This window comes from Epilithonimonas sp. (assembly GCF_032055105.1).
Classification (GTDB): Bacteria; Bacteroidota; Bacteroidia; order Flavobacteriales; family Weeksellaceae; genus Epilithonimonas.
In genome coordinates this window covers 60,385-74,541 of the sequence record NZ_DAMBRK010000007.1, presented here as the reverse complement: position 1 = coordinate 74,541, position 14,157 = coordinate 60,385, and the positions used below count along the sequence as shown (strand labels likewise).

Annotated in this window: 12 protein-coding genes; 6 read left to right on the top strand and 6 right to left on the bottom strand. The window is 34.5% G+C overall.

The features are described 5' to 3' along the window. Positions 1-35: 35 nt before the first annotated feature. Positions 36-917, bottom strand: a complete 882-nt coding sequence (locus RTY06_RS07785; RefSeq protein ID WP_312824025.1) for a cupin-like domain-containing protein — start codon at positions 915-917, stop codon at positions 36-38. 233 nt (positions 918-1,150) lie between these two features. Here RTY06_RS07785 and RTY06_RS07780 point away from each other — a divergent pair, with 233 nt between their 5' ends. The 5 genes from RTY06_RS07780 (at position 1,151) to RTY06_RS07760 (ending at position 8,676) form a co-directional block, all read left to right on the top strand. Continuing rightward, positions 1,151-3,868 (top strand): TonB-dependent receptor, encoded by a 2,718-nt coding sequence (locus RTY06_RS07780; protein WP_312824023.1) that lies wholly within the window; start codon positions 1,151-1,153, stop codon positions 3,866-3,868. A gap of 89 nt (positions 3,869-3,957) precedes the next feature. Next, positions 3,958-4,764, top strand: a complete 807-nt coding sequence (locus tag RTY06_RS07775) for a GLPGLI family protein (RefSeq protein WP_312824021.1) — start codon at positions 3,958-3,960, stop codon at positions 4,762-4,764. A gap of 171 nt (positions 4,765-4,935) precedes the next feature. Continuing rightward, entirely contained in the window at positions 4,936-5,457 is a 522-nt protein-coding gene (locus RTY06_RS07770; RefSeq protein WP_312824019.1) for a KdsC family phosphatase, read from the top strand. A 10-nt stretch (positions 5,458-5,467) separates the two neighbouring features. Next, the gene (locus tag RTY06_RS07765; protein WP_312824017.1) at positions 5,468-6,040 is read left to right on the top strand and encodes a Maf family nucleotide pyrophosphatase; all 573 of its coding nucleotides are present in this window, start codon (positions 5,468-5,470) and stop codon (positions 6,038-6,040) included. Between the two features lie 83 nt (positions 6,041-6,123). Continuing rightward, the gene (locus RTY06_RS07760) at positions 6,124-8,676 is read left to right on the top strand and encodes a tetratricopeptide repeat protein (protein WP_312824015.1); all 2,553 of its coding nucleotides are present in this window, start codon (positions 6,124-6,126) and stop codon (positions 8,674-8,676) included. A 31-nt stretch (positions 8,677-8,707) separates the two neighbouring features. Here the strand turns inward: RTY06_RS07760 and RTY06_RS07755 are convergent, their stop codons facing one another. From RTY06_RS07755 to RTY06_RS07745, 3 genes are all read right to left on the bottom strand, one after another. Continuing rightward, complete coding sequence (locus RTY06_RS07755; RefSeq protein WP_312824013.1) at positions 8,708-10,084, bottom strand: tryptophanase; 1,377 nt, start codon at positions 10,082-10,084, stop codon at positions 8,708-8,710. Positions 10,085-10,323: 239 nt separating this feature from the next. Continuing rightward, positions 10,324-10,938, bottom strand: coding sequence for a DUF502 domain-containing protein (locus RTY06_RS07750; RefSeq protein WP_312824011.1), 615 nt, complete (start codon positions 10,936-10,938; stop codon positions 10,324-10,326). Between the two features lie 96 nt (positions 10,939-11,034). Continuing rightward, positions 11,035-11,616 (bottom strand): tRNA-(ms[2]io[6]A)-hydroxylase, encoded by a 582-nt coding sequence (locus RTY06_RS07745; RefSeq protein WP_116033446.1) that lies wholly within the window; start codon positions 11,614-11,616, stop codon positions 11,035-11,037. Between the two features lie 163 nt (positions 11,617-11,779). Here RTY06_RS07745 and RTY06_RS07740 point away from each other — a divergent pair, with 163 nt between their 5' ends. Next, a complete protein-coding gene (locus RTY06_RS07740; RefSeq protein ID WP_312824006.1) occupies positions 11,780-12,013 on the top strand; it encodes a hypothetical protein in 234 nt (77 codons plus the stop codon). Positions 12,014-12,072: 59 nt separating this feature from the next. On the opposite strand, the gene RTY06_RS07735 is transcribed toward RTY06_RS07740, so the two are convergent. Together RTY06_RS07735 and RTY06_RS07730 are read right to left on the bottom strand one after the other, a co-directional pair. Beyond that, positions 12,073-12,969, bottom strand: a complete 897-nt coding sequence (locus RTY06_RS07735) for a hypothetical protein (RefSeq protein WP_312824005.1) — start codon at positions 12,967-12,969, stop codon at positions 12,073-12,075. A 49-nt stretch (positions 12,970-13,018) separates the two neighbouring features. After that, positions 13,019-14,110 (bottom strand): acyltransferase family protein, encoded by a 1,092-nt coding sequence (locus tag RTY06_RS07730; protein ID WP_312824004.1) that lies wholly within the window; start codon positions 14,108-14,110, stop codon positions 13,019-13,021. Positions 14,111-14,157 lie beyond the last annotated feature (47 nt).

The window sequence follows — 14,157 nt, the reverse complement described above, 5'->3', positions numbered from 1 at the left end:
TGCATTTTTTTTATGTTGATTTTACCTTTTGTAAATTATCTTGGTAAACCTCTTTTTAAAGCATGATTGGCTCTTTCGATGGCTTTTTTCTCTTTCCAATTCATATAATTGGCTTTGAAGTTTTTCTTCATAAAGTTGTCAAAGTTTCTTTGAACGGTAAGATTCCAAAGCGAGTGTGCTTTCACAGCCCAGCTTTTGTCCCAAGCTCTTAAAGAAATTGAAAAACTACCATCCAGGTATTTCATCCAATGCCACCAACCTGTCGGCATAAAAAGTGTGTCGCCGTGTTCCAGAAAGCATTCGATACCTTCAACACCATCTAAAGCTGGGAATTTTTCGAAATCAGGATTTTCTATATCAAAATCTTCTAAGGCATAGGTGGCGTAAGGGATTTGATAAAGTCGCTCTTTCCATTTATAATCAAAAAGCAGAACGTGTTTTCTTCCATTGAAGTGCGTATGGAAAATATGCGCCATATCAATATCGTAATGAAGAAACGTTACAGAACCCTTTCCTCCAAAAAACATACTTGGATATTTGTCTAGAAATCCCCCCATTAATTCTTTTGGGGAAATATAATCATTTAGGATTTTCGGAGCATGTTTTATTGGGTCAAAGAAGAAGATTCTCAGGTCTGTTGGCTCTCTTTGTATTAGATCGATATAATCCGCAAACTTCATCTCTGTTGTTGGCGCATTGATAGGAGCAGCAGGGTCAGCTTTGGCACTATCATATAAAGGAACTGTCACATCTCCAACAACTTCCTTTATATATTCCATAGTCCATTTTTGGTAAGCTGGCCATTTTCTAGCCATATTTTTAATTACCACAGGTTTGCGTGGCTTAAGGTATTTTTCAAAGAACTCTTCTTTGGTGATATCATCTACAATATCAATAGGTTTTAGAATAACTCCCATGTTAATGTAATATTAAGGAACAAATTTATTAAATTTTACATTCAACCAAGAAAAAACCATTCCTTAGTTTGTATTAATTATAAATAAATTGGATTGAATTTATAAATCGACGAATGTTGAGGTATTTATACGGTTTTTGTATTTAACTTATTTCTTTTTTTACACTCCAATAAAAAGTTTGTAACATTTTGTAAGTTTCTTTTACTAATGTTTTAGTGATACAATTAATAACAATGAAAAAAATTCTATCTATCCTTTTTGTGCTGAGTTTTACTTTGACGGTATTTGCGCAAAAGACAATTACAGGATTAATTAACGATGGTGATGGTAAACCGCTTGCTAGTGCAAGTGTAACAATCGAAGAACCGGGAAAAAATGCAATTCTTGCTTACGGAATTTCTAATTCTAAGGGAGAGTACAAAGTCACTTTTACCTCTTCTGAGACTAATCTTGATTTGAAGATAAAAGCCTTCAATCAAAAACCAATTACGCGTTCTATTACCAACAGTGATCAAAAGCTTAATTTCTCAATGGATTCTCAAGCTACAGAAATCCAAGAAGTGAGACTTAAAACAAAATTGATTACCAAAAAAGGTGACACAATCGCTTACGACCTTAAATCTTTTGAAAATAAAAATGACAGAACGCTTGCCGATGTTTTGAAAAAAATCCCAGGCATCGAAGTTAACAAAGATGGAACTGTTCTTTATCAAGGTGAAGCGATTAACAAATTCTATGTTAACGGGAAAGATCTCATGGAAGGTGGATATGGAACGGTTAATAACTCTCTACCAAAAGATGCTGTTTCAAAAGTTGAGGTTCTAGAAAACCACCAGCCTGTAAGTATCCTTAGAGATAAAGTTCCTTCTGAACAAGCTGCACTTAACATTAAACTGAAAAAATCTGTGACTATGACTGGTCGTGGAGAGATTGGTGCAGGTTTCAGCCCGTTACTTTGGAATGTGAAATTGACGCCAATGTTCTTTGGGCAGAAAAACCAATGGGTTGTAAATTACAAAGCCAATAATAACGGAGAAAGTGTAGAAAAAGAAGGGAACTTATTAAGCTTTGGGAGTCGCTGGGAAGGGAGAAGATCTCAAGCGGGTCAAAAATCTTGGACTAATATAGAAACTGCTGGAACGCCGGATGTACCTGAAAAAAGATATCTTTTAAATAATGTTCATTTCTTTTCAGCAAATCTTTTGACAAGTCCTTTCAAAAATAAAGAATGGGAACTGAAAGCCAATGCTTCTTACACTAATAATAGCATCAAGAGAGAAGATTTACAAACAAAAGTCTATGAAGCTGGCTCTCCTACAATCGGAACAGGTGGGACTTTTATTTCAAGCACCAATAATAGATTTTTTGATAATGCTGCAAAAGGTGAATTAATTTTCACAAAGAATGCTAAAAAAGGATTTTTCAAAAATACAACAACTTGGAACAGCTTCTGGAATACAGATAGAGCTAATGTAGACAACAATCTCCCTCCATTAGTAAATGATCCTACAGCAACACCAATTCATAAATTTGCGGACGAGTCTTTAGATTCTCCAACAGGAACATTCCAAAATTCATTAAGCACAATTATTCCTTGGAACGATAAGCTTGTTAATTTTATGAGTTATGTTAAGTATCAGAAAGACAAGCAGACGCTTACGGTTTCTCCAGGAAACTATATGGAAAACTTTGGATTTAGCGATTTTGATAAAATTAGACAATACGCCATTTCTAAAACCCTCGAAGTCAATCACTCCGCTTCCGTAGGCTTTTCTTATAGGAAATGGACATTCACACCAGAGTTTGGTTTGAATATGAACTTCAATAATTTGAAATCAGCTATTACCGGAGAAGCTAATAATACCAGCTATTATTTAGGAATAGAAAAACAAAATGATATGGATTGGAATGAGGTAATGCCTTATACGCAGGTTGGCGTTAATTTCAAATCTCAAAATTTCAACCTCAACCTAACTCTTCCAATGAATTTCTATGGTATTACCTACAAAGATAACATCAGGCAAAATTATCTAGATAAAAGTAAAACTGTTTTTGAGCCTAATTTATTTGCAAACTTAGACTTTGCATCATTTTTCAAAATCTGGGCTTTCGCCAATCAATCTTATGATTTTGGAAACTTTGGATTCCTTTATGGAGGAAATATGCTGACAAGTCCTACCAGTATGCAGGTTAGATTCGGTAAAGATGTAGAAATGCCAGAGTACTTATCTAGAATGGTTGGGTCAAGATTAGAATACAGAAACCCTTTGAATAATTTGTTCTTCAATGTGAGATATAACTATTCTACAAACAAAAGAAATTTAATAGAAAGTTACACAACTAATGGTTTCATTTCTGAGCTTGTATTACAAAGTTTAGAAAATACAATAAAAACCCAGACAGAAGGTGCAGAAATTGGTAAGTATTTTCCAAAATTCAAAACCAATCTATCTATAAGTGGAACTAATACAGACTCCAATTCTTTCTCTTATTTTAACTCAGATTTGAGAGAGTCGGCGAACAGTAGACAAACGATGGGTGTCAAATTTAATAACACCTATTTCAGTTGGTTCAGTATAGATTATAATATCAATTTGAATTGGAGTAAAAATACCAACAAAAACGATAATACTGTATTTACATCCAGCGGTTGGAATCATAATCTAGCAGCCTATATTTATCCAAGCGATAATCATACTTTTGGTTTCAACTGGGATGATCTGTCTACAAAAGCAAGTGGACAAAGCTTTAGAAACTCTTTCTTCGACTTATCTTATCAATATACTTGGGTTAAGAGAAAAATTGATTTCGAATTCAAATGGTTGAACATCGCCAACAGAAAAGTTTATGAAACGGTAAATGTAGATGTTTTACAACAACTTGTGACGACCAATCAAATGTACATCCGTCCAAGCCAATTTATGTTCTCCGTAAAATTCAATTTCAAGTAACACACCATTTTATTATAACCAAAAAGGCACGCGATTTTTTTCGTCTGCCTTTTTATTTTTCTTAATTTTAAATCACTAAATTTTTAGGTATGAAAAAGTTATTTTTATTAATGATGAGCTTTTTGAACTTATTCATTTTCGCTCAAGGAACTAGAATAATGTACGAGTACAAGTTTGTTTCAAATATCGAGAAGAAAGATTCTATGGATACAGAACTGATGTACCTGGATATCAAAAAAGACGGCAGCAAGTTCTACAGCAGGAAAAAGTTTGTGAGCGATTCCATTAGAGAAGCTTATGTACAAAAGCAATTATCAATGGGATCAAGTAATATCAATTACACCGACAATAACCCTTCAAAAGTGCCATTTTCTGTGGTGAAACAATATCCAGATTTCAAGATTAATCTTCATACCTCGATGGGGCAAAACCGTTTTGATGTGTCAGATTTCAAAAAAATGGATTGGAAAATACTTCCCGATAAAAAAACGATTGATAAGTTCGAAGTTCAAAAAGCAAGTCTTGACTTTGGTGGAAGAATTTGGACAGCTTGGTTTTCACAAGATTTCCCTTTTCAGGATGGACCTTATAAGTTTCACGGATTGCCAGGTCTAATCTTAGAAATGGAAGACTCTACAAGTACGCACGTTTTCAAATTTGCAGGAAGCAAAAAATTTGATGAGGTAGAAAAAATTGGAAAAACAGATAATGACACAACTGTTGGCGGAAGAACTGTAAGAATAGGATCGCTTGCAGGTGGGAAAGAGCTGGAAGTGACGGAAGATCAATTTATGAAACAGTGGAAAGATTATAAAAACGACCCAGTAAAAGATATGAGGCAAATGATTTCAAGACCTGGAGTGAAGATGAGAGTCAATATCAATGGAAAGAAATGACAGATCCTGCTGAAATGCTTAGAAATATGGAAAAGTTCCAAAAAGACCAGATCAAACAGGATAATAACAAAATAGAACCGGCTCTTTATCCTTAATTTCTACATAAAATCCTTACTTTTATAGTCCTCAATTTTGGGGACTTTTTTATTCTAATTTTTTAATAAATCTTAAATGAGTTACTTACCAAAACTTAAAAATATAAAAGCCTTTGTTTTTGATGTAGATGGAGTTTTTACAGATGGAAGTGTTTACCTTTTGCCGGATCAAAATATGTCACGTGTTATGAGCGTTCTGGATGGATATGCCGTGGTTCAGGCTTTGAAACAGAATTATATCATCGGAATCATCACAGGCGGAAACGATCCGATGGTCAAAAACAGAATGGAATATCTGGGTGTCAAAGATTATTATGCCAAGTCTTCTCACAAGATTTCTGACTACGAAGATTTCAAATCAAAATACAATTTACAGGATTCCGAAATTCTTATGATGGGTGACGATATTCCTGATATTGGGATTATGAAAGTGGCGGAGATTTCTGCTTGTCCCGCTAATGCTGTTCCAGAAGTTAAGGCGATTTCGGATTATATTTCGCCAATATTTGGAGGGAAAGGTGCGGTTCGTGATGTGATAGAACAAGTGATGAAAGTTCAAGGGAAATGGAATCTTGACGAAGAAACAAAATCAGCTTAGTTTATTGAAAATGAAATTGTTATTAGCTTCTAATTCACCTAGGCGAAAAGAATTGTTGTCACAATTAGGCTATCAATTCGATGTCGTTAAAATAGATGTGGATGAGTCTTATCCTGAAGATTTGAAACCCAATCAAATTGCGAAGTATGTCTCCGAGAAAAAAGCGAAAGCTTTCGATGTTAATACTGATGAGGTTCTTTTGACTTCGGATACGATTGTTGCATTGGACCAAAAAATTCTTCTCAAACCAAAAGATGAAGCAGAAGCTTTTGAAATGATTAAAAGTCTTTCAGGAAAAACGCACCAGGTTTACACCGCTTTTACTATTAAAACTGCCGATTCGGAAATTAGCAAAACCAGTAAAACTGATGTTGAGTTTTCGGAAATAAGTGATGAAGAGATTAATTTTTATATCAAAAATTATAAACCTTTTGACAAAGCCGGATCCTACGGAATCCAAGAATGGCTGGGAATGGCAAAAATCAAAAACATCTCGGGGTCTTTCTATTCTGTGATGGGTTTTCCGGTAGATTTGGTTTACGAAGAACTCAAAAAAATGAACTGTTTCCCGAGCGATTTTTAAAACTGTCAGTATTAAATAATTTTCCTTGCAAAATTTCGTTATTTTTACAGATTGAAGACTCAATTTCCAATTGAAATAATTAGATGAGAAAATATTTACTAATCATACTTGCTGTTGTAAGCGTATTGGCCTGTAATCCGCGTAAAAAGAAAAAGAAAACCAAAAGTGGACCAGTCAATAGATTTATGACATACCACAATACTTTGTTCAATAGTAAAGAAGCTTTGAATGCTGAAATGGAAAACCGAGACAAAGCACATGTGGATAATTTTTATGATCCATATATCTCTGTTTATACAACAGAGGATGTTGTTGTTGAGCCCAATAGTTTTTCCAGTGGTAACAACGATTCTGGTGCGCCAATGGGAATTGGGGGGAGAAGTTCTAGATCTGCTAATACGGCTAGTTTTAATAATAGTAGTAATGGAACAATGGCGGCGAGCTCTGGGAATAATGGCAACAAAAAAGGCGCAACTATTCTACAGATCACCGAAGCTAAAGCTATAAAAGCGATTACAAAATATTCTGTTTTAGTAAATGGTGTTGAGAAAAATAAGAAGATATTTGATGCTTACATTCTTTTAGCAAAAGCAAGAATGTACCAAGGGAAATATCTAGAATCTTTGGATGCTCTTAGTTATCTTTTCAATACGATGGATAAAGATAAAAGGATTCCTTTGGCGCATATTTACAAAGCCGCTAATTATACCAAATTAAAAGAATATTACCGTGCTGATGAGGTTTTCAAAGATCTTGAGGAAAATCCGAAAATCAAACTTAAAAAAGAACATCTAAGAATTCTAAAGGTTTATCAAGCAGACAATTTCCTGAAATGGGGCAAAAAAGAACTTGCAGCCGAAGTCTTAGAAGAAGCTTTCACGTACAACAAAGAAAGAAAAACGAAAAGCAGAATTGCTTTTTTACGTGGTCAGATTCTTTCTAGCCTTAATAAAAAAGAGGAGGCCAGAGAGTCATTTGCTACAGCTTACAAATATGCTAACAGCTATGAATTTGAGGTGAAATCTCAAATCGAGATTGCTAAAACTTTTGATAACAAAACAGATAGCTACGAAAAAGCAATCGCTTACATTACTAATATTGCCAAAAAAGGAACTTACGCTTCTCGCAAAAACGAGTTGTATTATGCAAGCGGTTTGATTGCCACTTCTGCAACCAAAGATTCTATCGCAGATTCTTTTTTCAGAAAAGCTTTGAAGGAAAAACAGTCCGATCCACAGATTCGTGGACTTACATACTCGGAAATTGCAAAGAAGTATTTTTCTAAGGATGATTATCTTACTGCAGGTATCTATTATGATAGTGCTTTGGCTGTGATGAGCTATCAACCGGAAAAAGAGAGACTGACGAGTCTTACTGCCAATATCAAAAAACTGTCAAAGAACTATTATATAGTTAAGAAAAATGATAGTATACTTAATTTAGCAAAAATGTCTCCCGATCAGCAAAGAGAATATTTTGCGAAACATATTGAAAAAATAAAAGCAAAAGAAGCGGCAGAAGAACTAGAAAAAAGAAGAGCAGAGCGCAGCAAAGGTTTTGACAATTCTGACTATAATGCCAATTCTATTTTTGCAGGCAATTCTACAGATGCCAATAGTTTTCAAAACTTTGGGATTACTGGAGGTTCTACCTTTTACTTTGCTAATTCTAATAATATCCCGAGAGGAGAAAGTTCTTTTAAGCAGACGTGGGGAAACAGAACCCTAGCTGATAACTGGCGCTATTCTGCAAAATCGTCAACTATTGAGGAGTTAAAAAATGAAGCTTTAGGATTAGCTAATGCTCCAGACCCAAGACGTTTGGAGCCAGAATTTTATATTGAGAAAATCCCAACTTCTGCCGGAGAATTAGGAAAGCTTAAAAAAGATAGAGACACAGCAAGCCTAGGAATGGGAACGATGTATGAGAACTATTTTGGCAATACAAAACTGGCTACAAAAACTCTTTTTGATCTAGTTGATGCAAAACCAGATGAAGAGATAGATTTGCAGGCTTTGTACAATATTTTTGTTTTCAATTACGAAAAAAATCCTGTTGAAGCAGAAAAAGCAAAGGCTCTCATTTTGGAAAAATATCCATATACATCATATGCAGAATTTGTAAAAAATCCTAAAAGCAAAGATTTTAATAAATCCACAGCGGATGTAGAAAAATTGTATGCAGATGCTTACAAACTCTATGAAACGGAGAAGTTTAAAGAGTCATCTGAGATGATAGATAAAGCAATTGTAGATCATCCAAAAGATGCATTGGTTCCTAAGTTTTACTTATTAAATGCCTATAATGCAGGGAAAACTGCAGGTAAAGAGATCATGATTCTGCAGTTAGAACAGATTGTTCTTAATTATGCTAAAACACCAGAAGGTATCAAAGCAAAAGAACTGCTGAAGTATCTGAAAAGTGATGTTAAACTAGAGCTTACAGATGAGTCTGGAAATGCACTTTCTCAAAAACCGCCGCGACAAATGTCTGTGGATGAAGAGAAAGCGAAGCAACTAAAACAAGAATTAGATGCTAGTGAGGGAGGAAAAGCATCTGGACCAGCAATTCCTGGGATGCCAGATACAATGTCGTCACAACAGCAAAATCAGAATCAACAACGTAAAAGAAAATAAAAAAGAGAGCAATTTGCTCTCTTTTTTATTTTTATGCTTTATCTAACTGAACGGTGAAGTGTCGTAAGATTTCTGGTTCTCGTTTGATTTTGTAGCCTTTTACGATGTCATCTCTTCTCTCAAAAACATTGATAACCGCAGTCGCAACATAATCCATATGATTGTTGGTGTAAGTTCTTCTAGGAATTGTCAGCCTCAACAACTCCAGTTTTGGGTAACGGTTTTCTCTCGTTTCGGGATCCCTATCTGCCAACAACGTTCCGATTTCCACGCCTCGGATTCCGGCTTCTTTATAGAGTTCAATTGCTAAAGTTTGTGCAGGGAATTCTTCTCTTTTGATATTCGGTAAGAAGTTAAGTGCATCAATAAAAACAGCGTGTCCGCCAATTGGTTTTTGAACAGGAATTCCGGCTTCCATCAATTTGTTTCCAAGATATTCCACTTGAGAGATTCTACTTTCCAGATAAGGAAACTCTGTAGCTTCCTCCAAACCAGACGCAAGCGCTGACATATCTCTTCCCGCCATTCCGCCATAAGTAATAAAACCTTCGTAGATGATTGTGAAATTCGAAGCTTGTTCGAAGATTTCTCTATTCTTCAAAGCGATGAAACCTCCGATGTTTACCAAACCATCTTTTTTGGAACTCATCGTCATTCCATCACCATAAGAGAATAATTCTTTACAGATTTCTTTGATCGTTTTATCTTGTTGTCCAGTTTCTCTTTTCTTGATAAAATAAGCATTTTCTGCAAATCTCGCTGAGTCAAACAAAACAGGGATTCCATATCTGTCAGACAATTCTTTTACAGCTTTGATGTTTTCCAAAGAAACAGGTTGTCCACCAGAAGAATTACAAGTGATTGTAATCAAACAAAACGGGATTTGTTCTTTTGGATGAGAGCTATAAACCGTTTCCAATTTTTCCAAATCTATGTTTCCTTTGAATGGATGAAAATCATTAATATCAAAAGCTTCATCTATTGTACAATCAACTGCATGTGCTTTTCTGATTTCTATATGACCTTTCGTCGTGTCAAAATGGGAATTTCCAGGAACAATGTCGCCTTCTTTTACCATAACTGAGAACAGTACATTTTCTGCTGCACGACCTTGGTGCGTTGGTAATAGATAAGGAAATCCTGTGATTTTTTCAACAGTTTGCTGTAAAGCTTCGAATGAACGGGAACCAGCATAACTTTCGTCGCCAATCATCAATGCGCCCCATTGTTTGTCACTCATTGCACCTGTTCCACTGTCTGTCAACAAGTCGATAAAAACGTGGGAACTTTTAAGATTGAATAAATTGTAATTGGCATTTTTCAGCCATTCTTCGCGTTGTTCTTGGGTGGATTGATATATTTCTTCGACCATTTTGATTCTAAATGGCTCTGCATAAGGTAGTTTCATAATAATGATTAATTAATAATGAATAATTAATTTCGTGGAAAATGATTATAACTTCTTTTCTAGGACGAAACTGCAGCCCGACTTGAGTGGAGCTCTTTTTCTTTTTTGAATAAAAAAGAAAAAAGCGGGAACGCAAGGCGGAAAAAGCTGCCCTAATAAAAAGTAAAATTAATTTCGATAAAAGTTGACTGATAATGAACAGAAATATTCATTATTAATCGTTAATTATTAATTAAAAACTACTCTGGTGCTTTGAAAACGTTATCGTCTGAATGGAATCCGGCAACGCCACCACTTACAGCAAACTTCATGGCCTCGGCGGAACTCATTCCCGTAACTTCTTTTATGTTGTTGAATTTGGTAATAATAACCCAACCAGAAACGGCGTAAGAATGTGGCAGATAAACGGCAACCATTTGATCTAGATTAACGGCGGACATGTCTGACTGTGTCAAAAATCCGATCCTCCAAATCTCTGGATTCTCATTGGTTTTGACCCAAACCGGATGATTGAATTTTTTCTTGTCTCCAACAAATGAAACGAGAACGTCTTTCAAAGAAGTGTAAAGAAATTTGATTCCCGGGATGTGTTCCAAAACATAATCCAAACCATCAACAATCAATCTTCCTATGATGAATTTGTTCCCGAAATATCCAATAAATGTTGTCCCGAAAATGACAATAAAAAATATAAGTCCCGGAAATTTTCCCGAAACTGATGGAACCAAATTATCGATACTAAAAACGACTGTAAAAATAATCCAAACCGTAATGGCAAACGGCCCAATAATAATCAATCCCTGAAGGAAAGATCTAAGAAAAAGACGAAGATAATCGTTAAGGTTTCGGTTCATTTTAATTTTTATAGTCTTCGAGAGCCTCAGACGGACACTTCCAGCATTGATTTTTCACATTAGTTTGTCACACTAAGCGGAGTAGAAGTGTCTAGTTTATCCGTGGATGGTTTCTTTGTTGCCGTAGGATTGGATAACTTGAGCTTCATACTCCAGCCATTCTTCCCAGCGTTTGTTCACTTTTTCTGGATCTCCAAGTTCTCTTGCAAATCCAATAAATGTCGTATAATGATTCGCTTCCGAAATCATTAGGTCGTTATAGAATTTTTTCAATTCCTCGTCCTTGATATTTTCTGTCAAGACTTTGAAACGTTCACAACTTCTGGCTTCTATCATTGCGGCGAAAAGCATTTTGTCCACCAAAAGATCTTTTCGGTCACCACCTTTCACAATGAATTTCATCAAGTCATTCACATAATCGTCTTTTCTCGTCCAGCCCAAAACGCCACCTCTTTTTTTGATGATCTCGTGAACTTGATTGAAATGATCCAATTCTTCTTGAGCAATTGCCAAAAGTTCGGTTACCATCTCTGTATGTTCAGGAACCATTGTTATTAATCCAATGGCGTTGGTTGCTGCTTTTTGCTCGCACCAAGCGTGATCTGTAAGAATCTCTTCAAGATTATCTTCGGCAATATTGGCCCAACGTGGATCTGTAGGAAGTTTAAGACGGAACATTTTATATTTTTTGTAAAAATAAGGATTTGCTTGATGTTTATTAAATATTTATCAACAAAAATTATTTTTTTTGAATGTAAATATCATATCACTATGATGTAATTGGTTATATAGAAATTTGGCACAAATGTTGAAAATCCTTCATCAACCAAATAATAAAATTATGAAAAATTTAACTTTTATCAATCGTGCTAAATGTTTTCTTTTTAGCGTTCTAGCGATTTTCTCTTCGGTTCTTACATTCGCTCAAGATTCTACAATTGTAAAAACTACTAATACAACAACCACTTCTACGGAAGAATGGCAAAGTAATCCTATTTATTGGATTATTGGTGGCGTTGTTCTGATTATAATTGTCGCAATCATTGCAATGAGCGGAAGAAAAAAAAATGATTAAAACGTACAAGCGCTTTTTAGGAGCGCTTTTTTTTTGAAGTTTTTGAGATAGACAATATATTAAGGTTTCACATTTACAAACCTATCAAAAGAAATTAAATTGCCAAAATCATGGACTTGGAATTCAATCTTTAAATCGTTGAACTCCCTTTGCATCTTGTCTGCATTATTTTGATAGACAACTTTTAGGTTTGGAATTTCAAATTCAAAATCTTCAAAATATTTTCCCAATTTGTCTTCTATTTGTTGAATGGACACCAATCCACTTTCTTCGACATTCCTAAAAAACTTTTTATAATTTTTTTGAATAATGATAAAATCAACAGGCGGAATAATTACAGGAATATGATTTGGCCAAACACAAGTTCTATAAATCTTACCATCGCTGTGGTTTTTTAAAAGAATATAACCTGCAACAAAAATGTCTTCTTCCAAATTTTTTTGAAGTTGATTTCTATTAAATTGGTAATTCCAGATATAATCGGAATGTTCTTTTGGATAGAAATCTACTTGAAAAGCTTCGAAGTTTTCTTTTATAAGTCTTTCGTTTTGAACAGTCCATTGATTTCCAAGATAATCTTTTTCAAATTTTTGAGGATTGTCCGGATCAATTTCATCCTGCATATTCAAAACATATAAATCCAAATCTTCTAATATCTCATCCAGAATAGGAAAAGATTCGTAACCGAAAAAATTGGGTCTGATAAAATTGACTGTAAAATTGAAATTCAAATTATCATAACTTTCAAAACTATCCCAAATTTCAATTTCTTCTGCTTCTGTGTTGGGTTCGATCCAATCAATTCCAAAATAAACTCCAGTTTCTTCATTATAATAATTCCATTGACTTCCATTTTCATCAAGGGTAAAATAATTAGAATTGTTCAAATAATCTCTTACTTGTTGTTCCGATAAATTGCTAGATTTTCTTTTGTAGAAATATAAATCGTAACTCATTATTTTATGTTTTTGAAAACTTAAAAACTTAAAGATTCTTTGTGTAAAATTATTTAGAAGCAGTTTTCTCTCTCAAAAATTCTAAAACTTTCCAGCCTAGGTCATCTACTTTTTTCAAACCTTTCGAAATCAAAAATGCTAAGAAAATATTAAGCGGGAAAATAATTAAAACTAATAAATACCACGGCATAGAATCTTTCAACGGAACAACGAGGAAATAGACCAAAGACGAACTCATTCCTTGCCCGAAATAAAAGAAAATCGCGTTTTGTCCAACATTAGTAAGGAAATTTGGTTTCGTGATTTTCAATCTATTATAGAAAACAAATAATGTGACGAGTGAAAACAAAGTCCAAATGATATAAGGAATCTTTGGCGGAAACTTTTGCTTGTTGAGTTTATAAAACATATCGCCACCATAATTCCAGAACATCCAAGACAAAGTAATCGCAACCAATCCGTATAAAACAGGAATTATTTTGGTCGGGATTTTCTTACCTTTCATTCTATTCGCAACTAGGAAAACGGCCATATAAAATGCGACATAACCCACTTGTCCGTTTGGATAATATGGAGGAAAAATATTGAATATCAAAGTTAATACAAGACAAATCCCAATAAACCAATTGATATGTTTCGGGAAAAATCTAAGAATCAAAACGCCCAAAACAGTCAAGATATAATACACTTTCAAATACCAGAAACTTCCCATCACGACTGGAAAAGTATCACAATTAGAATAACTGTGCAGATACCAATTTCCCAAAATATCCCATTGAGGTTCAGACGAAACACTGCTCGGAACATACTTGCTTCCAAATGTCGAATAGAAATCTTTCAGCCATTCAAATGAAAAAAATGTGAGTCCAAAGACTTTGAAAAAATAGTCTAGAAAAAACAGAAATGTCACAAAAATCATATACGTGATTTGTAACTTCAACAGACGATAAAGCGTTTTCTCGATATTATTTCCGGAAGTGATTCCACTGAGAGCATAAAACAATGCCACATCAAAAACCAAAGAGAAAACTCGCGCTTCAACAGGCATATAGAATTGCCCACTCCAAAAAGCCGTGTGGATAAAGATAATAGAAATGGTTGCTAATCCTTTGGCAAAATCTATGTAGAGATCTCTTTTCATCGATGGTGATTAATTATCTGAGTTTCAAAAATATCATTATTTTCCCA

Excerpts from the sequence above, each read along its gene's own strand:
- RTY06_RS07785 (WP_312824025.1), bottom strand. The coding sequence starts at position 917 with ATGGGAGTTATTCTAAAACCTATTGATATTGTAGATGATATCACCAAA.
- RTY06_RS07780 (WP_312824023.1), top strand. The coding sequence starts at position 1,151 with ATGAAAAAAATTCTATCTATCCTTTTTGTGCTGAGTTTTACTTTGACG.
- RTY06_RS07775 (WP_312824021.1), top strand. The coding sequence starts at position 3,958 with ATGAAAAAGTTATTTTTATTAATGATGAGCTTTTTGAACTTATTCATT.
- RTY06_RS07770 (WP_312824019.1), top strand. The coding sequence starts at position 4,936 with ATGAGTTACTTACCAAAACTTAAAAATATAAAAGCCTTTGTTTTTGAT.
- RTY06_RS07765 (WP_312824017.1), top strand. The coding sequence starts at position 5,468 with ATGAAATTGTTATTAGCTTCTAATTCACCTAGGCGAAAAGAATTGTTG.
- RTY06_RS07760 (WP_312824015.1), top strand. The coding sequence starts at position 6,124 with ATGAGAAAATATTTACTAATCATACTTGCTGTTGTAAGCGTATTGGCC.
- RTY06_RS07755 (WP_312824013.1), bottom strand. The coding sequence starts at position 10,084 with ATGAAACTACCTTATGCAGAGCCATTTAGAATCAAAATGGTCGAAGAA.
- RTY06_RS07750 (WP_312824011.1), bottom strand. The coding sequence starts at position 10,938 with ATGAACCGAAACCTTAACGATTATCTTCGTCTTTTTCTTAGATCTTTC.
- RTY06_RS07745 (WP_116033446.1), bottom strand. The coding sequence starts at position 11,616 with ATGTTCCGTCTTAAACTTCCTACAGATCCACGTTGGGCCAATATTGCC.
- RTY06_RS07740 (WP_312824006.1), top strand. The coding sequence starts at position 11,780 with ATGAAAAATTTAACTTTTATCAATCGTGCTAAATGTTTTCTTTTTAGC.
- RTY06_RS07735 (WP_312824005.1), bottom strand. The coding sequence starts at position 12,969 with ATGAGTTACGATTTATATTTCTACAAAAGAAAATCTAGCAATTTATCG.
- RTY06_RS07730 (WP_312824004.1), bottom strand. The coding sequence starts at position 14,110 with ATGAAAAGAGATCTCTACATAGATTTTGCCAAAGGATTAGCAACCATT.